We start from the raw sequence: 22,127 nt of genomic DNA, 5'->3' as shown, positions 1-22,127 counted from the left end.
CGCTTCGCGGCCCTCGTTAAGGAACGTCGCCGTAATCACCTCACGCACAACATGTTCCGTCACACCAGCGCACACACCGAACCCCGCTCCGCGGAGTCCTCGCAGGCGTTTCGCGCCACACACACTGGTAAACAACATGATTCGATCATACCACACACACCACACCACCGCAGACCGCTCCGCGGCCCACTCACACCACACACAAACCACTGCACCACAACACCATTCACACACACGAGACCGCTACGCGGACCCGCGCACAACGCCACGACAGCAGCCCCGACACCGCTCCGGCCGCCCCACCGACACCAGACCCACCCCACACGCCGAACAAACACACACAACCGCCGGACACCCACACACGCACCCCCCACAACGCAATTCACAGTTCGTTCAAAACCATTACACCACAACCGATTTCAAGCCAATAACATGCTCCACCAGATACATTGCCACACAACACAACTCACACACCCAAAATGGCCACCACAACACCCCAAACAACACCCCCGGAATTCCCCCCCTCACGCCCACACAGGCCCCACCCCACGCCCCCACGACCACCCACACAACAAACAGGTGCCGACATTGCTTAACTGCGATATCGCTCGAACGTGATATCGTGAATGTTCATCGTCTGGTTTCCACCGTGAGAAGCAAGCAGTCGCGGCTCTGATTCGCAGGCGACAAAGCCCCTCACGGGAGATGTGTTCTACAACAGCCCCGGCCCCGCGCGCGGCACAGCAATCGAATCTTCGGTCACCCAGACCCGAAACAAAGAAGGGCCGCACTCATGACCGAACACTCCATCACCGGGAACGAGCGCCTCGCGACGTTGCTGTCGACGCCCGACACCGCAGAAGCAGTCGGACGCATCCGGCAGGAGATGGACGAGCAAGACCGTGCTCACGCAATGGGCCTCGCAGCAATCAGGCAAGCAGCCGCCCTCACTCAAACCGAGCTAGCCACCCGAATGGGAGTCAAACAAGCCGCAATATCCGGCCTCGAAACCCGGCAGGATCTACTGCTGTCGACCCTGCGGAACTACCTCACCGCAGCCGGAGCCACCGACATCACCATGACAGTCACCCTCGGCGGGAAGGTTATCGAAATACAACTGCCCTCAACGACGGCGTACCAAATTCGGGTAGAGCCAAGCACTACTGAGGGCACACCGACGACAACAGAACACAACCACGAGCCCGGCCGCGGACAAACAACACGAAGGACAAAAAGAAGCTATGACAATGGATGAGTTGCGTTCACGACGTCCCGGCAATCGCGACCGAGTCGATGCCGTTCGCGCCGATATGGAACACCAGGCAGCACCCGACCGCGCTCCGGGGGATATCGCGGCAGAAGTGGATCCTGAGCGAGCCTCGGTGCTCGAGGCCGAGATCGTCGAAAGCCTGGGCGCAGGGCGCAATCTCGACGATTACCTCGATAACGGCGGATCATTGCTCATCCGAACCGATTTCACCGACAATGCGGCCTGGCGCGAGGTGGCGCTCGCTGCAATGGCTCCGGTTCAGTCGGGCGGTGACACATTCGCTGCGTATCTGACGTGTATCGACAACCCCCAATACGACGGCCTCACCGCCGAGCGGCTCGTCGAAGTCATCGGGGATCGGCCCACCTCATATGCATTCCTCGTCGACAGCGAGACCATCGGCCATCGCGAGCACCCGATTCTTGTGCTCGACTCGAACACCTTCGATCCAGATCGGCAGCCCGGTAGAACCTTTCGCGTCGTACCCGCCGAAATGTGGAGCGTGGAAAACAACCTGTCGCTTGCGAACATGGACTTCGACAGCTTCGCCGACGAGGTCGACCCGGACGGCGTCTTCCGCGGCTTCCCCGAACCGATCGCGCATCTGACCACGGAGGAAATCGTGAAGATCGCGTCGTCGAACACCTCCACCGCCGCTCTCGCTCGGTTCCACGAGGCAATGCAGGACTGGGACTACCCGTACTCGATCGACCTGTACGAACGAGGCGTAGCGCAGCTGCGACAGAACGCCGAAGAGTTGAAGGCGGCCGAGGGTGCTCCGCTTACCGGGTACGACGAGCTGGTCGGTGCCGAGCTGATCGGGTACGACGAGTTCATCGCGACGATCTCCACTGGCGCATCCGTTCTGTCCACGGTTGTTCCTCTGAAGCAGGGCGGGTGGTGGACGCTCGTCCTCGACCACGATCGACGTCTCCTCGCGGCGATGTTGTTTTCACACGTTCCACGTTCCTCGATCTAGGCGACGAGGGGACCTGCTTCGGACGCAGTGCTCGATTCGGAATAGCACCAAGCGGCTCGCTGTACTCCACAAACCCCTTCCGAACCCCCGAACAACGCCACACTTCGCTCACGCATCGTGAACCAATGTTGCCCAACTGAAAAATTGGGTAGAATCAGTAGATGGATACACCGACACCTCGCCGAGAGCAGGCCGGCTACATCGTGGCTCCCGATGGCACTCAGAAGGACATCGTGGCTCCCGAAGGTGTTAAAAAGGGCTATCTAAAGGGCTACGTGATCGTCGACGCAGACGGCAATCCGGTATTCGACCTTGAATTTAGAGGCCGACCCAAAACCGATGGAACAATCAAGAGTCGGGGCAAGGGCGGTCAGGTCAAGACGCCTACGAAAGTTGTCCCGCGCAGGCGCGCTCCTGCTCAAGCTCGTCAGGGCCTCAGGACTGCTGCTGACGACCCGTTGTCTCTTGATCGGGTTACCTATCTTCTGAAGACGTTCACCAGTAAGCGGCTCGCGGGGTGGCTCGGAGTCAGTCCGTCTCAGACCTCTCGGTGGTCGAAAGGGAAGGAGCGCCCTGGTCCTGCTGTGGCTCCGGCGCTGATCGACCTCGAGCATGTGTACGCACGGGCTCGACTCGTGTGGGGAGAAGAGGCTGCGCAAATCTGGTTGGAGAGCCCGAACTCATATCTCGACGGCGCTCGACCGTTGGACGTGCTGTACATCGACGGCCCCGGTCGAGTTCTGGAAAGCTCGATGCCGAGATGTGGGGCGGGGCAGCCTGAGTGCTCGTCTACCGCGTCTTTCCGTACTTAGCGTCAGCCAAGGCCGGGCAACCGGGGCATCCCGAGTACGAGCACCATCCCCAACGAGGTGGCCGCGTCGATCACCCCGACTACTACACCTGGTACATCGCACGACAGCCCGAAGCAGCGTGCGGTGAATCGTTCGGAAACCTCGCACGATGGGTCGACTCGATGTTCGACTTCCCAATGATTCCGGGTGCACGCCGAGTCCTGGGAACGTACGAGCTTCCGAACAATCTACGGATCTGCGACCTCGACGACCCCCAGCGCTTGATCGAACAGAACCTTCGCCCCACCCAAGTGGTGACGAGGAACCTTGCCGTCACCTCGACGTGGGGCCATCAGATCTGGTCGCAAACGACACCGGCCATCGCCGGTAAGCAGTGGCAAGCGGTGCAGTGGTGGTCTTTTCACCGCCCCGCGTGGACGGTGATCGCGAGCTGGCACCGGCCTCGATTCGTGCGTCAGGACGACCTGTCGCTCGATCATCCTGCGATCGTGGAGGCCGCGTCAGCTCTGCATCGGCCGCTTCCGTAGCGCGCGATCGACTGTGCCCCGCCCGATCCGCGGGCGGGGCACAGTCGTATTCAGGGTGTTGAGAACCTGACTATCTCCACCGCCATGCCATGTCCCGTCGAGAATTGCTTCTTGAAGACGCGCCGCCGCATCCACCACATCGGGCCCTGGACTTCGCAACACATCGACCAGGGTGACCACTGGGTCAACGAGCCCCAATTGTGTTCTGTGGGTGGCTATTACCGCCGCCGTCCTCCAGATCGTTTCGTCCTCCGGCGTTGTGATTCGCAAGGTGTAGTCCTCGACAGAGGCCGGTGTAAATCCCGCCGGCGTGAAGTCCAGGATTTCACTGGTGTAGACGGCCGCAGTCCGAGGTAAGCGCCACGGCGCGTAGACGTCGGCAGCGACATCACCGGTGTGCAGCGCGGGCACACCCATCTCCGCAGAAAAAGTGTTGGCACGCTCGGCCTGCGGTACAGGTGGTTCGAGCTCGAGCCAGTAAGTTGACGCGCCGCCAGGGCCTGAGTACTCGAGCAGGTGTTCTTGCAGTTGTTCCCGCTTATTCTCAATGCTCCACCCGCCCGTGGCGCGTCGCGCGTAACGGTGCTGGCGGAGTGCATTCGAGACGGATTGCTGGGTGACGGCCAGGGCAGCCGCTATGTCGACTTGGGTCATCGGCTCATCAGCGAACAGCAGCAGCCGTTCGGTGGCCCACCGAACCCATGGCTTGCGTCCGCGGGCAGCCGCTTTGGACCGTGTTGCGCGATCGTCCATCTGCGGCAGCGCGTACGTACTGCCCGCGATGATCGCCACGTTCTCCTGGACGTCGATGACATCGATCGAGCCCAGTTGCGCCAGCGCCCGCAGATAAGGGGTCAAGCGGGCCGTCACGATGAGCAGTGAGCCGTCGCCTCGATCCTGGCTGTGTGCGTCTACCCAGCTCGGGGGTGGTGGTTGCCGACGGATCTTGACGTGGACCGAGTACGTACCACCGTCTGGTAGGACAAGTTGCCAGTCGACTGGGCCGCCAGCCACGACGCGGATGTCGAGCTTCCTCAATAGTTGAAGCGCCAACGACGGAAGGTCCGCTGATACCGACATCGGAATCCTCCCTGGGAATGCCCACGAGCTGGTGGTACAAACTAAATGACGGACTATTGATTTAGCTTGTTTGGATCTTAGGCGTCAATTGAGGCGCTGGCCACGACCGCCTTGAATCCGGCACTCCAACTGCAGGGGCTTCGGAGCGCCACGCTGACCGACGGGCAAGGTATTCACGCAAGGCATGGTAGAAGGCTGACCAGTGTCGGCAAATTCTCGGCGATGCTTGATCGCTTCGACAGCGCTGTCGAGGTGAAAGCCGTAGGGGTCACCGTCGTCAATCCCACCGGCTAGCGAACCCCACCGCAGGACACGCGTCAAACGAAGTGAGCGAGAAAGTGTCCGGCGTCGTCCCACCCCTTGCCCTCCAACGTGACTTCGCCAAGAGTGAATTCCCAGTTCGCGTCCGGATCCTTGCCTCGGAGCACCCCCTCCAGGTAGTCGACCGTCTGGACCCGCTCGTCCTCGCCCAGCCGATCACGAGTGATGCCGTGCTCTTCGAGGAGCGATCCAGAGTCTTTGCTCTGTTGGCCGTAGTCGATGCGCTTCAGTGTCATTCGTCTGAGACTACGAGAGCTCTCTCACCGCCCTATCAAGCGCGGAGTTCAGCCCCAGGCGGAGCTCTTCGAGCTTCTCGATACGTTCCGGCCGCGACAACAACGTGCCCTGCTTGATCAACCCCTGCGTGTTCTGCGCATCCCACACGGCCTGCCCTGCCCCGCGGAGTTGCTGAATCGGTGACTGCTGATCGTTCCCGATGACCGGACGAAGTTGCCGTGACGGCGAGTTCGGGTCGCCGTCGATCTGATCGATGGTATCGCCGATGTGGTCGCACATGGCTTTGAAATACACGTGAATCATGGGGACAGACTATGGACGATTCGGCGCTGAGCGCCAGAAAGTTGCCACCACCACCATCAGACATGTCGGGGCACGGGTGAAGAGCACATCAAACACACTGTGCCGCAATGACGCACGTCCCATCCGTGGTAGCTCGCCACTCACGCAGTACCCTGTGGCGATGGAATCACCGCCGCTGACTACCAGGCCCCGTCGGCCAAGCACTGAGCGAGGATTCGCCATCCTGCAACGTGAAGGAGGCAGTTGATGGCTCACGAAGTTGAGTTGATCCGTGACGGCGAAGGGCTCGCCGTCATCGGCCACCCGACTGCTGTGGAACGTTTCCTTGGCTCAGTTGGGCTCCTGTCGCTCGCTCAGGAACTCCCGCTCGACAAACTGCAGGCCACCCTCGATACCGGATCAACACTGGCGGAGGCGGCAGCCTACATCTCGGAAAATACGGGCCGATACCTGAAACTCACCAAAGAATCGGCCGGACACGTCAAAGAACTCGGCCTCATGCCGACAAAGATCAAGGGCGTAAGTCATGCCATGCTCGGCAACCCCGGCTCTATCAGCAAATGGATACAGATCGAGGACGGTCCCGCGTCCCTCCTCGCCAATCCCGCTGTCCTGTCCGGAGCGGCCGGAATCATGGCCCAGCTCGCAAGACAACACGAGGCCAAGGAGTTCAAACAGCTCCTTCTTTCGATCGACAGCAAACTCGACGACGTGCTCCGCAAGCAACGCGACGCGGTTCTCGCCAAGATGTACGGCGTCAGCGATGCAATCGCCGAAGCAAGGCGATCCGCGAACATGGCGGCGACAGCGAAACCCTCTGGGGCAAAGTTCAGTCTGGATTCGGTGCGATCACGGAGGTCCAACGGAACGCCCTCCTCGCCATCGAAGCCCTCGCAGACAAGGCTGACGACACGGCCAACGTTAAAGCCCTGACGAAGGCGACGCGGGAGATCGAGGCAGAGGTCAACCTCTGGCTCGCTGTACTCGCGCGATGCTTTGAACTTCACAATGACTTCGCTGATTTGGAGCTCGGTCATGTGCTCGACACTGCTCCGTCGTCCCTGGACGGTCATCGGCTCGGCATCGCTGCGGCGATGCAGAAGAGAAGGCTCAGAATCGTCTCCACGACAACACATCTCCTGACACGCCTCGACAAAGCTGGCGCTGTCGCACAGACCAACGTCGTCCTGCATGCCCGTCCAGCACGTGCGGTGGTCGATTCGATCAACACGGTCGGCGACTCGATCGAAGACTTCCAAGTGCCGTTCGCCGTCGAAGCTCATCGACAGGCGTTGACCAACACGCGATGGAGAGATGCCGTCCGTGACCCACAGCAGCTTCGGAATGCCGCCGCCGACGTCACGCCCCTGGCTGTGGGTGCTGTCGGCACGGTCGCAGCGGTGGGCGCAGCTCTCAATGCGATGAACAAGCTCGGCTCGTCGGACGGAAAGTGACTCGCGCTGCCCTCACCAATGCGGCCCCTGCCGCTCCGCCACCTAATGGCCCCGCGGCACGCAGCTAAACCGACTGTCGGTGACAACAACCACTTAAACATACCGATAGCAATGCTTCTGAGCTAATATTCGGTGATACGTCACAGCACAGGGCTGGACGGCGAGTATCGCGTTACTCGCTCGCGGAGGGGCCAGCAACCGTGACCACTACCGATGACTCAAACTTGGATCCGCCCGGAGATCCGTATTCCGAACTACATCGTTCAGGTTGGGATACACCGAGCTCACCTACCGAACGGGCCCCTGAACCGGATACCGCGCCGTCGGATGACTCATGGGTTCGCCCCGCTCCACCCAGGAAGCGCTCGCGGGTACGACGCTGGATCAAGAGGGCGGCGCTGGTGCTGGTGTCGATCCTCTTGGTGGTCGAGACGCTTGCCGTTGTCCTGACTTTCGCCGACCCATCGCGAACGATGTTCATGGCAACGGATGATGCGCCTGGCAACACCGTTCAGCAGAACGTGTCGATCGATCACATCAGTCGGTACATGATCTCGGCCGCGATCGTGCACGAAGACGGTGAGTTGGGGACACGATGGGCCCCCTTCGACTACGTAGAGTTCGGTGACCGCGTTGTCGCTCGACTCCGCGGCCAGGGCGATCCCGCCGGATCGTCGATCCCACAGCAGGTCACGAAGAACATCTTCTTCAACCGATCGCAGAACGACGTCAAGAAGGGCATCGAGGCCGTATTCGCAATTCCCTTCGGCTACACCATCTCCGACAGACGGATGATGGAGATCTACCTCAACATCGCACAATTCGGCCCCAACCTCTACGGAGTATGTGCAGCCACCTGGTACTACTTCGGCCTGCCCCCCTGGGACATCAGCGCCAACCAAGCCCAGCAGCTGGCGGGAACTTTGCCACTGGGGGAAGACGTACGACGTGCACCGGGCGGAGGCATCGACCTGAGTGAGAATGCCTTCTGGCTCGTCCCCATCTCAGTCAACCGAGCCGCTGGATGGTTCATACCTCAGATCGAGTCTGAGATGGGTGGTTGGGAAGGCGTGGTTGGAACCGTCGGAATCGACGAACCGGCCTCTGCTTTCTCCGACACTCTTGATGAGCCGGACGCGTGTTCCACCATGCCGGACAGTGTGAGGGAGCGGTTGGCGGCTGAAGGTGTGGGACCAAAGTAGGTGTTCACGACCGACAGCGAGACTGTGCCAGCGCGATTGTCGGGCCGGGAACGGTCGGTCGTGGGTCGTGGCGAATGCGACTATGCGGCCCGGAGGGCTCGAAGTCTGCCTGGGCCAGTGGGTTTCAGCACGCAGTCTGCGTGACGCCCCAAGCGCCCGATATCGATGCCTTCACACACAGGGTCGGCGAGTAGATCATCTTCGACCACGAATTGGCCCCGTTGTTGTTGCTGTACCCCTGGGTGTAGCCACCGGTCTGCACGGCCTTGATGTTGCTGGTGATGACGTTCGATTGCGCCCAGTTGGTTTTGCAGGTCGGCGACCATCGGAGATTGACCCACGAGGTTCCACCACTGCCGTAGATATAGGCGGTGGCAATAGTTTTCGCGTCCGCCGAGCACCCCGATGCTTGTGGATCCTGAGCGGAGCAGTAGTCGCCGTAGCAGGTCACCGCCGAGGCCGACGGGACATTGACCAGCGCCGCGGAAAGCGTCAACGCAGCCACTGCTGCAGCCTTTTTGAGGAAACTGACTTTCATTGTCGGGGCTCCTACCGCTCGGACGAGGGCGGCTGGAACGTGAACTACCAGCCGTTCGAGAACACTCAGGCTAGCTCCGCTGCACCCGCACAGGCGGGTCAATGCCCTCGGATTCGGTCGAACGGATGACGCGCTTCGGAACGACCGCTAAACCGTCTTCGGAACACCATCACGCACTCCACGGTCTTGCCGGTGATCGAGGCCTCATGACTGTCAGGTCGCGCGTCGGGATGATGCTCGAGACCACGGCTCGGCCAATGCTGCCGCCTCCACGAGTTCTGGAGCCTGGAAGAACGCCGAGTGCGCGATGGTCAGGCCCAGGAGAGGCCTGTAGTCGGGGCGCTGATTCTTTTCACGCTGTTCGTTCTCGCTGCGCTTGCCTAAGAGGGACTTGATTGAGCGCAGTACCGGCTCATTCCCAGCCGCCTTGTTTGCTACTTGCGCTAGATCCATTTCACCCCACTTCTGATGAAGGAAGAACGCGGCGCGGAGATTGTCGACCCGAGGCGGCATCTCTTTCATGAAGGTCATGATTCTATTTTTCGATACTTTGCCGTTCAGCAGTGCGTAGGCGAGTTCTACTCGCCCCGACGATGCCATCCATACTTGCCATATCGGCGACCACTCGGGGACAGCGAATAGCTCGTCCAGTAGGTGGCCATTCTCTTCGATGTTTTCACGCAGCCAGGCCTCGGTTGGGTCTGAGCCGGAGAGGATTTCCCTGATGTCAGTCGACCGCAGGTTGGCTTTGTCGACTATCGCGTCGGCATGAAACCAACGAGTGGCGGCAATCGCGTACAGGTACCGGCCCTGTTCATGAATCATAGTGGTGACGATGATTCGCGGCATCGCATCGGGACCGAATCTGCGATGCAGTGCGATCAGCACGCCCAGACCTGAGCCGGTTTCACTTGCGGTGGAGCCCTTCAAACCTGCTATGCCGCCTCTGTCGAGAGCGAAGTCGATAAACACGACGTCGGGAACCAGGCCGCGCTCGAGCTGATACCGCACTTCGCTCACGGTCCTGCACCAATACAGCTTATCGTGGGGTACTACTGATTCGAACGAATCCTGTAGAGAATGGTCCTCGACTACCAGAACCGTTAGCTGCGAAATATCATCTCCGGTATTCACGTCACTACCTTTCATTCTTGTGCCACTCGACGGTTATGACCTTGCCTTGCTTCTGGGGGTCCTCCCCGCTGTGCGCAGGCGCGTGAGTGAACTGAAGATCTCTGGCTTTATGTAGCCGCTCTAAGCGCTCGATGCCCCCTCCCTGCCTTTTCCAGCGAGCGCTGTCGACCGGTCGTCCGTCATCGAACGCTGTTGCGATGTAGTTGTCACCAGCATCGACGAGAGCGAATTCGCAATACCGGGCTCCGTTTTTCACGAGATTGCTGGCCAGGTCTTGTAGGACGTGGCGTGCGATCACTCTGTTTTCAGGAGTGAGCGGTGAGTCGGGGAACCGTGGGGGTGACATTGTGGTTGCCCCCAGCATTCGGGTGATGGTGCCGATCAGCGCGCCCGGCCACGCTGCGTCGCGTTCTGGATGATGTTCGAGGGCGATTACTTCGTAGTAGCCGCCGGTGATGTTCCGTAGCAGATCGTAGAATTGGCGATCCTCGTTTCGGCGTGATTCGTACTCCCCCATCACGCGCTCGACTGGCGTCCCCAGCAGCGAATGCACTGCCTGAACTATGTCGACTCTGCTCTTCGCCGCACTCAGTTGAGCCTCTCGGTCCGAATGGCGAAGCGTACGGTCCGTTTCGTTGATTCGCAGTTGAATCGTGCTGATGGACAGCACAATTCCAGCGGCGACCGGCATCGCCCCTGCGGGCCAGGACGCGGGCACGACGATCAAGCAACCGACGAGCGCGGCCAGCACGCCCACACCGCTACGTACCAGCTCAAGTGCCGATTGAGGGCGAACCGCGGGGTTGTAGAAGACAGGGTCCAGTGTGACCGCAGCGAGGAAGTTCCACACGTAGCCGACCGCACCAGCCAGAGCCACGAACCTCCAGTTCGTCGACGCGGCGGCCATCCCCCAAGGCCCAATGGCAGCGATGGTCGCCGCCACCGTCATTTCGAGTGTTCCCTGCACGTTCCACGAGGTCGTGCCCTTGGTGGAGTTACTTATTCGCTGAATCGTGGATAACAGGGGAAGGGTCATCGTCGTGTCGTACCGCTCATGTCTCGCTATCCGCCACGCAACAAGGGCGGCCGTGAAGCCCAACGCCAGAATCGGCCACACCCACCAACGGGCGCTTCCGCCACTCAAGGCTGCGATCGTCACCAGCGTGAGCCAGCATCCCCTCGCAACTGCGGCGCGGGCCCAGAACTCGGGGCCCCGCGCCAAGATCACGGCATAGGCGTGGGTGTTGTGTCGTGGGTCTGACCTCATACCCGGATCTAAGCCCAGTGCGCGGGTGCGCGCCCACACAAAACTGTGGCATCAGCCTGCCGGGTAGCAGCAGGACCACGAACAGTCCGGGCCTGGACGGTCTCCGCAGCACTGCAGGTCCTCCCCTGTCGGGTCGGACCTGCAGGCATCCCGCGGTAGTTATCAGCGGGAGAAGGCATACCCGCACGTGCCACGTAGGCGGTACACCCACTTGTTGACCACACTCGCCACAGATGCTGGCAACGCGGCCGCACGCCCGGTGATGAAGGGCCAGGCCGCAGGGTTGGTGGCGACAGCCCATGCGACGCCGACAGGTACGCCTGCGGTGATGATGCATCCGGCGTAGGCAACAATTTTGCTGGTGTTGGGGTTCCAGCCCACCGTCTCGACTCGTATGGTGCCTGGAGTTGTCTGCGGCGAGGGAAGGACGCGATCTGCCGGGAGGGTGACGGTGGTCTCCGGTGACGCGTTCAGCGATACCCCGGAGCCGCCACCTGAGAACGCGAACGCCAAGGCGGCCGCCACAATCAGGAGGATCGCGGCGGCGGCCATGGCAGTCCTGACCACGACGCGCTGACCGAACGAAGACGGGTTGCGGTTCTGATGCTGCTCAATCGACTGGGTACTCATGGATGGATCTCCACTTCTCTGGCCGTCCGAACCAACCGGGTGAGGTTCTTGGCGGAGTGCCGTCGACCGCGGCACTGGGACGCAGCTTGCCAACAAGAAGTGCGGAGTGCCCTTAGAAAACTTTGGGTCGCGATGGCTTACGGCGGCTGCCGGGCCAACGCAATCGCACACCAGACGCGCTGTGCCACTTCGGGTTCGATACTACGCGCGGAACTTTACGGGTGTAGCGTCGATCTCGGCAACGCCACATCTCCACCTCCGAGTGGATGACCAGAGAGTCCCGCAACGGCAGGAGGCCAGGAACTCAGATGAACACTTCGACACTCCGGTTCTACGGCTCGACTGAGTCGTGGGAGGCAATCGTCAGTTTCGAGCGAACCGCAGACGCGTCGGCCTTCGCGGCTCAGTTCCCCAAGGCCGCGGGCATCACTGTCCACGGTGCCAATGTGTCCGCTCGCGCGATTCTGCGCGGCGACGGGGTCAATGGAGGGGTCAACGAGGCAGGTCTTCGTCGGTACCGCGCTCTGGTCGCAAGTGCGGAAAAGCTCGGCGTGCCCATGGCCTGGGGCACCACCGGTGCAGGGTTCCGTCGTGTCGACCTGACCCAGGCCGATTTCGAGCAGACAATCCTCGCCGAACCGTAAACTGCGTTCCCACAGGGGAATCTGCCGAGGCAAGCCCTTGCCGAGCCAATGATCCAATGCCTGCACGCGGCCACCTTTCCTCATGCGGGCCGATCTATACCCCAGCGGGTTTGTCGTATGCGCCTCACGAGTTCCTCAGCCGCGCATCAGGTGCGGCATGCAAGGATCACGTTCATCGCATCCAGGAGCGCGCCGACTGCCGGGATTCGGGTCGAGCTCGCCGCGCGTAGCGAACGTGTCACGGCCGGCGCGGTCGGCAGATACCGCACGCCGTCCGTTCGCGATCGCGCGGTGTCCGGAACCAGCGCGACGGCCAGACCTGCTTCGACGAGGGCCAGTTGGGTCGAGTAGTCGGACACCTCGTAGCGGATCGTCGGTTCGACTCCAGCTTCGCGCAATGCGTGCACGAGCGCGGAGTGCGCATCCGACCCTGATGGGCATACCGTCCAGATCGATTCGGTTTCGCCGGAGAGGGTTGCCATTTCACGGTTGTCCTCGATCGGTACCGCGAGGTGTACATCTTCGGTGTGGAGCGTGTGGACGTCGATACCTGCGGGGACCGTCGCCGGCCGATGGTCCCAGGACTCGAAGACGACGAGATCGAGGGTGCGGCGTTGGAGGCGGTCGAGCAGGTCGATTCCTTCCCCGTCGACGACCTCCGGGCGCAGCAGTGGATACGTGCGAGCAAGGTCCGCCAGAGCTGGAACCACCAGCCGGCGTAGCGCACTGGCGACCGCGCCCACTCGCAACACTCCGGCGACGTCGGTGTCGATCGAAGCGACATCGTCTTCGGCAGCGTCGGCGAGAGCGGACATGGCCGCCGCGCGTGTCGCCAACGCACGACCGGCTGGGGTCAGTCGTATCGACCTGCCTTCTCTCTCTACGAGGGCGGTACCGGCTTCCTTCTCCAACTTGCGGATATGTTGCGAGACTCCAGGTCCGGTGAGGTGCAAGGATTCCGCGGCACGGGTGACCGAACCATGTTCGGCGACTGCGGCGAAAATCTTCATCCGATCCCATGACAACATGGAAGTCATGCTACCGAATTAGCGGTAGAACTGACTAGTAGACTTATCGGTCTGTAGCTGGTTGCCTTGGATAGGTGACCGGAACCGCGATACCGACAGCTGCCGCCACCGATCGGGGGATAGGCGGGAATGCAGCGTTGGTGATCGCCGGTGCCGCATCGCTGTCTCTGTCTGCCACCTTCGTCAAACTGGCCGATGTCACCTCGGGCACCGCGGCATTTTTGCGATGCCTGATCGCGCTCGGGGCTCTCGTTCCGATGGCGCTGTGGGAACTTCATCGGCGCGGGGCGATGCCGACGAGGTTGTACCCCATGGCCATCGGTGCCGGAGTCTTCCTCGGGGCCGACTACGTCATGTGGACCGCAAGCATCCTCGACGTCGGGGCATCGATCGCCACCGTGCTCATCAACGTCCAGGTCGTCGTCCTGCCACTGATCGCGCTCGTCGTGGATCGAACCGCCATCCCCCGACGATTCCTCATGGCGGTGCCCTGCATGCTGTTCGGCGTCGCCCTCGCTGGCGGGCTCATCGGCGGAACTGGAGCCGACAACGCGCTACGCGGGTCCGTCCTGGGTATCGCAGCCGGTGCCGCATACGCGGCGTATCTTTTCTTGAATCGACGCTCCACCCAGCGAAGCCCCAGCCACCTGGTCACCCCGATCTGTGTAGCCACCGCATCGGCAACCGTCACTGCCGGAGTCGTCTCGGCAGGCCTCGGTGACCTCGATCTCGACATCTCCGCGGCCGCGTGGGGATGGATGATCGCACTCGCCCTGCTCGGACAGGTTGCCGCCTGGCTGTTCATCAGCTCGGGATCCAGGTCGCTGGCAGCCAATACCGTCGCTGCCCTACTCCTGCTGCAGCCGGTACTGGCTATCGCGTTCGGATTCGTCGTCCTCGGCGAACGACCCACCTGGATTCAACTGGCCGGAGCCGCCGTCGTCGTCGGAGCCGTCTGGACCGCAACCCGACACCCTCACCACCCTGACTCCACTTCAAGCCACGGAAGAGGCCTTCATGACCCCAACTCCGACGAGCATCGATCGAGTCGTCCTACCCACCGATAGCACCATCCCCGTCGCCCGCAGCGCTGAATACGACACCTATTTCAGGATCTCGCGCAGCGACGACGCGCACGCGTGGGCGGTCAGCGCACTGGCCGTCGTCACCGCCATCACCACAGATCTCCCCCAATCCACTCTGGACAACGACTCACGGCTACGCCTACTCGACGCCTTGGCCGTCGTCGTCGGCGATGCCTCCGCCGCGGCAGCTGCAGCCGCACAGGAACGATCTCCTTCCCCGCTGGCAGCGCCGCCGAACCACAGCGAGACCGGCCAGCACGATCGCACCCTGCAAGCACCGAATGCCGCAGCACAACAGGCGATCACACGCTGGAAGAAGGGTCATCACCTGTTCCACCTGTTCGTCATTTCCATGAACAGCCGGCTGGCGGCAGTGCTGGAGTCACTCGCCAGCGAGCAGTGGCCCGATCTTGCCGATCAACTCACCGAACTCGGGACTTTGTACGCCGGAGCGACCGAGAGCATGCGCTACGCGTCCGATTTCTCACCGGAGATCTACCGCGACTTCGTTCGGCCATCCATGGAACCACCCTGGCTCGAACCGGGGTTCTCCGCCGTGTTCAACCGGGATCATGACGTCATGCTCACCCGCGCCAAGGTTGTGCGCACAACCCTCAAAACAGCCGAACTTCCCAGCGTTGCAGCAGATTCCGCCCGGCGGCTCTGGAAGAGCCAGGCCGAGAACCGCCGCGCCCATCAACTCATCTGCCAACGCTTCGTCCCCGGCGGCGATTCGCTGCTGCAAGAGCACTTCGACGCCGCCGATCAGTCCAACTGAAACAGAAAGAAAGGGCTTTCGCGACTCATGATCACCGTCATCGAAACCTGGCACCTGACCACCGAGGCGGCCGAGAACGCCCTCGCGGTCCTGCAAGAAATGGACGAACTCCTCGACGACAACGCACACCATCACCCCGGCTGGGCTGGCCACGCACGCTTCTTCCAGCACGCATCGGACCCCCAACGCGTGACGATGACCTACCCCTGGGAGAGCGTCGAGCAAGCCACGGACCTCATCGAGTCGGAGACGCCGCTACTCGAAGATTTCTACCGCCGCTACTGCGTTCGCCCACGCGAAGTCGTCTTCGCGCACGAGCTGCCGGTCGACGTCGAATGACCCACGACCCAGCCACTCCGACTGGCGACTGGAACCCAGAGCAGCTCAAAGCCTTCGGCACCGACACGCTCGATCGGATATGTCGACACTTCGCCGCGCTCGACGACGTGCCCGTCACGACAGCGGCCAATGCGGCCGATGTCGCCGACGCGATCGACAGCGCCCTGCCCTCCGAGGCAACAGCTTTCGCAGACATACTCGACGACACCTGGAAGAACGTCGTTCCGCATTTGACGCAGTGGAACCATCCCCGGTTCCACGCCTACTTCAGCAACAGTTCCTCCGGACCGGCAATCCTCGCCGAGATGACCGCCGCGGCATTGAACGTCAACGTCATGTTGTGGAAGAGCGCGCCCTCGGCTGCCGCTGTCGAAGACACCGTCACCAGATGGCTCGCCGAACTGCTCGACTACCCCGCCGCTGATGCACTGCTGGTCGATGGTGCATCGCTGGGCACGTTCTACGCGTTGGCTGCTGCCCGACACCGGGCACAGCCCGACGTCCGACATCACGGCACATCCGGCCAGAAGCCCGGCCGGATCTACACCTCCGACCAGGCCCACTCGTCGGTCGACAAAGCTGCGATTGCTCTCGGCATCGGGCTCGACAATGTCGTACGCCTACCCACCGGCGCTACCAGCCAACTCGATCCTGCTGCTCTGTCGACTCACATCGCATCGGACATCGCGGCCGGTTACACCCCGATCGCTGTTGTCGCCACCGTCGGTACGACCACTTCAGGTGCTCTCGACCCGATCGAGGCGATCGCAGCCGTGTGCCGCGAACACCAAGTGTGGCTGCACGTCGACGCCGCGTACGGCGGCTTCTGGCGGATAGCCCCGGCCATCGCGCAGGTCCTTCCGTCACTCGCGGCCGCCGACTCTCTCGTCGCCAACCCACACAAGGTGCTTTTCACCCCTATGGAGTGCGGGGCACTGTTCTGCCGGCACCCCGGAGCACTCGAAGCCGCCTTCACCTTGGTTCCCGAATATCTGCGCACAGACACCACCGGCGGAATCGACTACATGAATTACACTCTCAACCTCGGGCGACAATTCCGAGCTCTGAAACTGTGGTGGACCCTGCGCGCCTTCGGAATACGAGGCATCCAAACCCGACTCGAACACAGCCTCACCCTCGCGGCAAGGCTGCGTGACGCCCTTTCCGCAGACCCACGATGGCATCTCGCGAACGACTCGCCGCTCCCCCTGCTCTGTCTCCGGATCTCCGGTGCCGACGGACTAGCGACCCGGCAGATCCTCGACACCGTCAACAGCACCCACCGGACGCTGCTCTCCCACTCCGAGCTCGACGGCCACTACGTCATCCGAGTATCCATCGGCAACATCCACACCACCGCCGACCACATCGACCAACTGGTCGCCGAACTCACCGATGCAGCCGACGCCGTCGTCGGCACACCCCGACCGCTCGCTTCAGCGACCGCCACCCACCAGGAGGTACCCGCGTCGTGACCACCACCATCTCCACCGAGTCCATGCTGCACGAAAAAGCGGCAGCAATCTCCGCCATCGGGCGATGGTCCGCAGCCAACGAGAACCTGCCGTGGGCCCCGGCACCCGACTCCCACGCCATGCACTGGAGCTACGACGAACTTCGACCGCTCGCGATCGCGGCAGCAGACATGGTCAAGGGCGACCGCGCAGCTCTGCGGGTACTGACCCTCGCCAATCCTGGCCATGCCCGCGAGGCCGCCGTCGGATATCTCTATTCGGGGCTGCAGATCATCAACCGCGGCGAAGGTATGACCCCGCATCGCCACGCGCCGACAGCCCTGCGCTACATGCACGAGGGCGACGGGGCATGGACCGCCGTCGGTGGAACCAAGATGTACCTCGAGCCTCGCGACGTGGTGATCACCCCCGCCGGCCAATGGCACGAGCACGGCAACGACAGCCCCACCGACTCCCCCGCCATCTGGCAGGACTGCACCAACGACCCCCTCGTCGCCGCCCTCGCCGCGACACAGTTCGAGCTCCACACCGACAACACACACCTCGAGCCCCACATTTTCGAGCAAGACCGCCACCACCGAAACCCGAACGAGCCACTGCTCTACAAGTGGGACAACGTACTTCGCGCCCTTGACGAGCAACAGCGGATCCACGAGCCCGACCCGCACCACGCGTACCGACACACACTGCACGCAAAAGGAACCCACGACCCGGTCACACCGGTCATCGACGCTGCATTCACACTCCTGCCCGCAGGAACCCGAACACAACCGACGCGACGCACCGCATCTGCCGTGCTGATCGGGGCACAAGGCCGAGCCACCGTCCACGTCGACGGAAAACCGTTCCGGTGCAACGAAGGAGACAGCCTCGCCGTTCCATCGTGGTCATCAGTCAGCTACGTCAACGACACCGACACTCCCGCAGTGCTGTTCGAGTTCAATGACGCCCCCACGATGACCGCCCTCGGGCTCTACCGCGAAGAGAAAGACGCACAACGGTGACACCGACAGCGACCATCACGATCCTGCTGTCCGAAGCCGACGTTCTGACGCTCAACGACGGCTCCACTCGACCATGCGGCTTCTGGGCCGAAGAGTTCATCACAGCCCATCGAATCTTCACCGCCGCGAACATACGGACGATCATCGCAACTCCCGGCGGCGGTGCTGCGCACGTCGAACCGGACAGCATGCACGCCCCTCACAGCCCAGACCCTGACGGGTACAGAACGTACCTATCCGGTCTGAGCGAGAATTTGAGCGCGCCAACATCGCTCGAAACGGTCGACCCCGCTACCGTCGACGGGATCTTCGTACCCGGCGGCTACGGACCAGTAGTGGACCTGCACAAGAACTCCCACGTTGGAAACTTCCTCCGCGCGCTCCGACAAGAGGGCACGCCGATCGCGACGGTCTGCCATGGAACTGCGGCGTTGCTCGCCGACACAACATCCGGAGCGACATGGCCGTACGCGGCCCTGACGATGACGAGCTTCTCGGACCAGGAAGAAGCCGACATAGGACTGCTCGGGACGCTCCCGTTCACCGTCGAGCAAGAAATCCGGCGCCGGGGCGGCACCTACACAGCAGGACAACCCTGGCAGCAACACATCGAAATCACCGACACACTCATCACAGGACAGAACCCCGCCTCCACCGCGGCGGTCGCCGCACAGCTGGCCCAACGAACCTCAACCCACTCGACCTCGACCATCCGCAGCTGATTCGCCTGCGAAACAGCTACACGGTGGCTCACACTTCCCGTGGAGCTCAGCACAGCCAGGTGATCGCGACCACCGGCCGCGTCCAGCTCTGCTGACGCAGAGCCGGGGACTGAAGCAAAAGAGACGGCCCGGACTCATCCCCGTCGCCGTCCCTTCGTACATGCGCCAGAAGCATGCTCGGAGGCGGTCACGGACGTTTGCATCGAGGTCGTCGGCACCCAGCGCATCGGACGCGTCGCGGAGCAGCGCGCGGTCGATATCCGGCGAGATCGACGGGCGCGCGTCCGAGTTCGCGCACATCCGTCCGCGGTGTTGAAAGTGCGGGTGTTGAGTGAGGTTCCCAACGTCACCGAGGCAGTTCGACAAGGCCCTTCTCACGCAGCAGATTCTTGACGGGATCATGCTCGTCGCGGATGTACGCCTGGGCCAGTAAATCGTTGAAAGTATCGGACAGCCGCGGATCGTTCTCGTCGACGGGGACGACCAACAACCGGCCGTCGCCGATCAGGAGGCTGTTCGCGACGAACAACGCCGTTCTCTTGTTCCCATCCTCGAACGGCTGGGCTTTGGCGAGCCCCACGAACAGATCCAAGGCCTGCTCTGTGACGTCAGCGTTGCTCAGTCCGAATACGAGCTGCTGCAGACCATCCACGGTCAGTGCCGATGGCGTATGCCGCCCGTACCGGGTTCCTACGCCGATCTGTTGATCGTCGGCTCGCAACCGCCCAGGGTGCAGCGCACCGCTGCGGGTGATCTGAGCGTTGACCGCACAGACGTATGTGGCGTCGATCGAATCATCGTGATGGTCGATGATGAACTGTGCAACGTCCCGAAGGTCCTCTAGCAGTGCAAGATCCGATCGCGAAGACACTCCGGCAAGGCTTCCTGAACGCAGGAAGTTCTCGGTATCCAGGCGTCCGGTAGCGAGACCGTCGAATACCTTTCCCGAGGAGTAGACAGCGCCAGCCAGATCGGCCACGTCGATCCCGCGCATAGCCCCTCCTTACACAGTGGGCAGTCGCCGCGGATCTGTTGGTGACCGACATCAATTCAGCATCGCCCACCGTCGACGGCATACCTCCACCCTACCAATACTTGATATTATCGCGAAGCATCTCACAGCCGGAACACGCAGATATCTCTACGGCCCAAGTCGACACCGTCCGCAGGTACGTCGAAGCCACCGGAGCGGAACTCGAAATCACGGTCGAGAAAGCAGACGGCACACGGGTCACCCTGGCTCTGTAATGTGACCGACCATGCCTCACGTGACGTCGAACGGTGCCCGCATTCGCTACGACGACACAGGCTCCCCGGCACTGCCTGCTCTGCTACTCGCTCACGGCATGTTCATGGACCGACGCATGTTCGATCGACAGATCGACGAGCTGTCACAGATCGCTCGGATCATCTGCTGGGACGCGCGTGGGCACGGTGACACGACAGACCAGGACAAGCCCTTCACCTATTGGCAATCCGCACAAGATGCGCTCGCGGTCCTCGACGAACTCGACATCGAACGCGCAGTGATCGGGGGAATGTCGCAGGGCGGATTCACCGCTCTGCGGCTCGCGCTCACCGCGCCGGAGCGAGTGAGCGGCCTGGTGTTGATCGGCACCGAAGCGGGTCGCCCCACGCCGGACCAAGTCGAGCAGTACAACGAGCTGTTCGCGGCCTGGCTCGACGACGCCGTGCCGCTCGAACCTCTTGCTAGGTCGCTGGCTCCCGGCCTGATCGGTGGCGACGTCGACCGCGATCAGCGCGTGTGGATCGACCGATGGCTCTGCCAGGACCGCACACTGATTACACAGGCTGCGGAGTGCATCGTCGCCCGCGACTCGGTGACCGATCGCGTTGCGGAGATCTCCGCGTCCGCGTTGGTGATCCGGGGCGCGGATGACATGTCGATCTCGTCGACGACCGTCCACGAATTGGCCACTGCTCTAAACACTTCCGTAGTGGAGATCGCAGGTGCCGGTCACGCAGTCAACTGGACTCACCCGGCCCCGGTGAACGCAGCCATCCGCAACTACATCCATACCCTCAACGCTCGCGGCGCACACCTGTGAACGACTGAAGCACCCCGAGCTGCCCGCGCTGCCAGAGGTGGCGCGCGAACCCCGCCGGTACATCTCGACCAGCTCGCATCGCTCATGCCCATGAAGATCGGTCTGCAGGTCCGTTTCGAGGACCCTTACGGCTGCGAGTCTGGCTATCTGCGGCTGACACGGGGAACAATCGCGTCAGCGGAAGGCCTCTGCGACTACTAGGTCGATCTCGAATTCGGTGGCACCTGCGTGTCGAGCAGCGTCGGAGAATCTGTCGATCAGCGTTGACCACAACACTCCCGGAGACGCCCATCCCTCGATCGGCGGATTCGGCCGGAATGGGTGGGCCCGAAAGAAGTCGATCGCCATTGCTTGGAACGCATCCGGCAATGCTGATCCCCCTATCGGCGGGATCGCCCGGAGCGGGTTGGCAGAGACAACGTCGGCTTCCGTCCCGGTTTCCGGTACTACGGATTCGCGGAGTCGCGCGTACTGGCCGACGACGTCACCCAATTCTTGCAACCTGTCCATCTTGTTCCAGATGGGGTCTCTGGATGCGGTCATGTCCGACCTTTCGTTCTCTACCCCGAAAAAGGGGACGTCGGCCCGTGGACTCTGCGCCCTTCTCGCGGCCTCCAGCGGATCCGTCCGACCTTGCTGACCGCGACGAGCTGCTTGCTGTCACAGGCCGCCTGAGTCGAGCCGAGTTCGAGCGCATAGTTTTCGGAGAAGGCAGCAGCTAGCGCGTTCACGTTCCAAAGTCGAAGGTTCTCGTCGATTCGACTTACCCATGTCGGGCACCTAGCACATATCGGGCCTGGTGTTCTCACTGGCTGGCACTGTCACAAATGCCGGTCCCTCGAAGTCATGCGGGGGCTCGTTGTCGCACCGTCGAAGTTCGACGCCACCGTCGAGGTGGCGCAACCCAATGCTGCCTTGACCGCAGTGTGGACAGTCGCTCTCTCGAGGTTCCTTGATCCACTGCCCATATCGCTTAGACACATGCACCTCCTTCCCATTCATGATGGCCTTGACGTGATTGATTCTGCGCGAACTCATCTCGGCGACCTGTTGGTCAGCTCACCCGTGGCACGATAGTTGCATCCTGAGTGCAATTATCGTGCCTCTTCAGCGAAGTGTACTGCGGCGGTCCCGACACCGATCTGTTGATCGTCGGCTCGCAGTTGTCCGGGGTGCAGGGCGGACTTTCGCCTTCCATGCATATCGCCCTGGATTTGGGGCTGATCCCC

Annotated in this window: 26 protein-coding genes; 16 read left to right on the top strand and 10 right to left on the bottom strand. The window is 62.0% G+C overall.

Translation table 11 applies throughout. From position 1 onward, the window contains the following. The first annotated feature begins 793 nt into the window (after positions 1 to 793). The 4 genes from RHBS_RS09640 (at position 794) to RHBS_RS09625 (ending at position 3,588) form a co-directional block, all read left to right on the top strand. Positions 794 to 1,255: a helix-turn-helix domain-containing protein gene (locus RHBS_RS09640; protein WP_128645466.1), complete on the top strand. Its 462-nt coding sequence runs from the start codon at positions 794 to 796 to the stop codon at positions 1,253 to 1,255. After that, a complete protein-coding gene (locus RHBS_RS28870; RefSeq protein WP_187298430.1) occupies positions 1,248 to 2,249 on the top strand; it encodes a hypothetical protein in 1,002 nt (333 codons plus the stop codon). Before RHBS_RS09640 ends, RHBS_RS28870 begins: the two co-directional genes overlap by 8 nt. Before the next feature lie 161 nt (positions 2,250 to 2,410). Continuing rightward, positions 2,411 to 3,061: an antitoxin Xre/MbcA/ParS toxin-binding domain-containing protein gene (locus tag RHBS_RS09630; RefSeq protein ID WP_237669132.1), complete on the top strand. Its 651-nt coding sequence runs from the start codon at positions 2,411 to 2,413 to the stop codon at positions 3,059 to 3,061. Beyond that, a complete protein-coding gene (locus tag RHBS_RS09625) occupies positions 3,031 to 3,588 on the top strand; it encodes an RES domain-containing protein (RefSeq protein WP_128645465.1) in 558 nt (185 codons plus the stop codon). The genes RHBS_RS09630 and RHBS_RS09625 overlap by 31 nt, the downstream gene beginning before the upstream one ends. Here the strand turns inward: RHBS_RS09625 and RHBS_RS09620 are convergent. The 3 genes from RHBS_RS09620 to RHBS_RS09610 all read right to left on the bottom strand — a co-directional run bounded on the left by RHBS_RS09620 (position 3,562) and on the right by RHBS_RS09610 (position 5,529). Next, positions 3,562 to 4,668 (bottom strand): hypothetical protein, encoded by a 1,107-nt coding sequence (locus RHBS_RS09620; RefSeq protein WP_128645464.1) that lies wholly within the window; start codon positions 4,666 to 4,668, stop codon positions 3,562 to 3,564. The two genes, RHBS_RS09625 and RHBS_RS09620, sit on opposite strands and share 27 nt — an antisense overlap. Positions 4,669 to 4,985: 317 nt before the next feature. Next, a complete protein-coding gene (locus RHBS_RS09615; protein WP_128645463.1) occupies positions 4,986 to 5,225 on the bottom strand; it encodes a hypothetical protein in 240 nt (79 codons plus the stop codon). 10 nt (positions 5,226 to 5,235) lie between these two features. After that, complete coding sequence (locus tag RHBS_RS09610) at positions 5,236 to 5,529, bottom strand: hypothetical protein (protein WP_128645462.1); 294 nt, start codon at positions 5,527 to 5,529, stop codon at positions 5,236 to 5,238. 246 nt (positions 5,530 to 5,775) lie between these two features. On the opposite strand from RHBS_RS09610, the gene RHBS_RS09605 reads away from it, so the two are divergent. From RHBS_RS09605 to RHBS_RS09595, 3 genes are all read left to right on the top strand, one after another. Continuing rightward, a complete protein-coding gene (locus RHBS_RS09605; protein ID WP_128645461.1) occupies positions 5,776 to 6,462 on the top strand; it encodes a hypothetical protein in 687 nt (228 codons plus the stop codon). Positions 6,463 to 6,566: 104 nt separating this feature from the next. Next, on the top strand, positions 6,567 to 6,983 hold the full coding sequence (locus tag RHBS_RS09600; RefSeq protein ID WP_128645460.1) for a hypothetical protein: 417 nt from the start codon (positions 6,567 to 6,569) through the stop codon (positions 6,981 to 6,983). A gap of 401 nt (positions 6,984 to 7,384) precedes the next feature. Continuing rightward, positions 7,385 to 8,185, top strand: a complete 801-nt coding sequence (locus tag RHBS_RS09595; RefSeq protein ID WP_145977497.1) for a transglycosylase domain-containing protein — start codon at positions 7,385 to 7,387, stop codon at positions 8,183 to 8,185. A 124-nt stretch (positions 8,186 to 8,309) separates the two neighbouring features. On the opposite strand, the gene RHBS_RS09590 is transcribed toward RHBS_RS09595, so the two are convergent. The 3 genes from RHBS_RS09590 to RHBS_RS09580 form a co-directional block, all read right to left on the bottom strand. Continuing rightward, entirely contained in the window at positions 8,310 to 8,723 is a 414-nt protein-coding gene (locus RHBS_RS09590) for a DUF2690 domain-containing protein (protein WP_128645458.1), read from the bottom strand. 213 nt (positions 8,724 to 8,936) lie between these two features. Then, complete coding sequence (locus RHBS_RS09585) at positions 8,937 to 9,743, bottom strand: hypothetical protein (protein ID WP_236745366.1); 807 nt, start codon at positions 9,741 to 9,743, stop codon at positions 8,937 to 8,939. Between the two features lie 118 nt (positions 9,744 to 9,861). Next, positions 9,862 to 10,893, bottom strand: a complete 1,032-nt coding sequence (locus RHBS_RS09580) for a hypothetical protein (RefSeq protein ID WP_128645456.1) — start codon at positions 10,891 to 10,893, stop codon at positions 9,862 to 9,864. 52 nt (positions 10,894 to 10,945) lie between these two features. On the opposite strand from RHBS_RS09580, the gene RHBS_RS28865 reads away from it, so the two are divergent. After that, positions 10,946 to 11,092 carry a hypothetical protein gene (locus RHBS_RS28865; RefSeq protein WP_187298429.1) on the top strand — a complete coding sequence of 49 codons (147 nt, stop codon included), beginning with the start codon at positions 10,946 to 10,948 and terminating at the stop codon, positions 11,090 to 11,092. Between the two features lie 194 nt (positions 11,093 to 11,286). Here RHBS_RS28865 and RHBS_RS09575 read toward each other — a convergent pair whose 3' ends face one another. Further along, entirely contained in the window at positions 11,287 to 11,754 is a 468-nt protein-coding gene (locus RHBS_RS09575) for a hypothetical protein (RefSeq protein ID WP_128645455.1), read from the bottom strand. Between the two features lie 308 nt (positions 11,755 to 12,062). On the opposite strand from RHBS_RS09575, the gene RHBS_RS09570 reads away from it, so the two are divergent. Continuing rightward, a complete protein-coding gene (locus RHBS_RS09570) occupies positions 12,063 to 12,398 on the top strand; it encodes a hypothetical protein (RefSeq protein ID WP_128645454.1) in 336 nt (111 codons plus the stop codon). Between the two features lie 146 nt (positions 12,399 to 12,544). On the opposite strand, the gene RHBS_RS09565 is transcribed toward RHBS_RS09570, so the two are convergent. Next, the gene (locus RHBS_RS09565; protein WP_236745365.1) at positions 12,545 to 13,426 is read right to left on the bottom strand and encodes a LysR family transcriptional regulator; all 882 of its coding nucleotides are present in this window, start codon (positions 13,424 to 13,426) and stop codon (positions 12,545 to 12,547) included. A gap of 74 nt (positions 13,427 to 13,500) precedes the next feature. On the opposite strand from RHBS_RS09565, the gene RHBS_RS09560 reads away from it, so the two are divergent. From RHBS_RS09560 to RHBS_RS09535, 6 genes are read left to right on the top strand one after another with little or no spacing between them, the layout of a single operon-like run. Then, on the top strand, positions 13,501 to 14,493 hold the full coding sequence (locus tag RHBS_RS09560) for a DMT family transporter (protein ID WP_237669131.1): 993 nt from the start codon (positions 13,501 to 13,503) through the stop codon (positions 14,491 to 14,493). Continuing rightward, entirely contained in the window at positions 14,444 to 15,289 is an 846-nt protein-coding gene (locus RHBS_RS09555; protein ID WP_128645452.1) for a hypothetical protein, read from the top strand. Before RHBS_RS09560 ends, RHBS_RS09555 begins: the two co-directional genes overlap by 50 nt. Positions 15,290 to 15,316: 27 nt before the next feature. Beyond that, the gene (locus tag RHBS_RS09550) at positions 15,317 to 15,628 is read left to right on the top strand and encodes a hypothetical protein (RefSeq protein ID WP_128645451.1); all 312 of its coding nucleotides are present in this window, start codon (positions 15,317 to 15,319) and stop codon (positions 15,626 to 15,628) included. Beyond that, on the top strand, positions 15,625 to 17,103 hold the full coding sequence (locus RHBS_RS09545; RefSeq protein ID WP_128645450.1) for a pyridoxal-dependent decarboxylase: 1,479 nt from the start codon (positions 15,625 to 15,627) through the stop codon (positions 17,101 to 17,103). Before RHBS_RS09550 ends, RHBS_RS09545 begins: the two co-directional genes overlap by 4 nt. Then, the gene (locus tag RHBS_RS09540; protein ID WP_128645449.1) at positions 17,100 to 18,107 is read left to right on the top strand and encodes a cupin domain-containing protein; all 1,008 of its coding nucleotides are present in this window, start codon (positions 17,100 to 17,102) and stop codon (positions 18,105 to 18,107) included. Before RHBS_RS09545 ends, RHBS_RS09540 begins: the two co-directional genes overlap by 4 nt. Then, the gene (locus tag RHBS_RS09535) at positions 18,104 to 18,829 is read left to right on the top strand and encodes a type 1 glutamine amidotransferase domain-containing protein (protein WP_128645448.1); all 726 of its coding nucleotides are present in this window, start codon (positions 18,104 to 18,106) and stop codon (positions 18,827 to 18,829) included. The genes RHBS_RS09540 and RHBS_RS09535 overlap by 4 nt, the downstream gene beginning before the upstream one ends. Positions 18,830 to 19,175: 346 nt before the next feature. Here RHBS_RS09535 and RHBS_RS09530 read toward each other — a convergent pair whose 3' ends face one another. Beyond that, positions 19,176 to 19,823 carry a Fic family protein gene (locus RHBS_RS09530; RefSeq protein ID WP_128645447.1) on the bottom strand — a complete coding sequence of 216 codons (648 nt, stop codon included), beginning with the start codon at positions 19,821 to 19,823 and terminating at the stop codon, positions 19,176 to 19,178. Between the two features lie 265 nt (positions 19,824 to 20,088). Between RHBS_RS09530 and RHBS_RS09525 the strand changes: the two genes are divergently transcribed. Then, complete coding sequence (locus RHBS_RS09525; protein ID WP_128645446.1) at positions 20,089 to 20,898, top strand: alpha/beta fold hydrolase; 810 nt, start codon at positions 20,089 to 20,091, stop codon at positions 20,896 to 20,898. A gap of 174 nt (positions 20,899 to 21,072) precedes the next feature. Here the strand turns inward: RHBS_RS09525 and RHBS_RS09520 are convergent, their stop codons facing one another. After that, entirely contained in the window at positions 21,073 to 21,441 is a 369-nt protein-coding gene (locus tag RHBS_RS09520; RefSeq protein ID WP_128645445.1) for a hypothetical protein, read from the bottom strand. Between the last annotated feature and the right edge of the window lie 686 nt (positions 21,442 to 22,127).

The organism is Rhodococcus sp. BS-15 (assembly GCF_000813105.1).
Classification (GTDB): Bacteria; Actinomycetota; Actinomycetes; order Mycobacteriales; family Mycobacteriaceae; genus Rhodococcoides.
The sequence above is the reverse complement of the archived record's forward strand: the minus strand, read 5'-3'. Positions and strand labels throughout refer to the sequence as shown.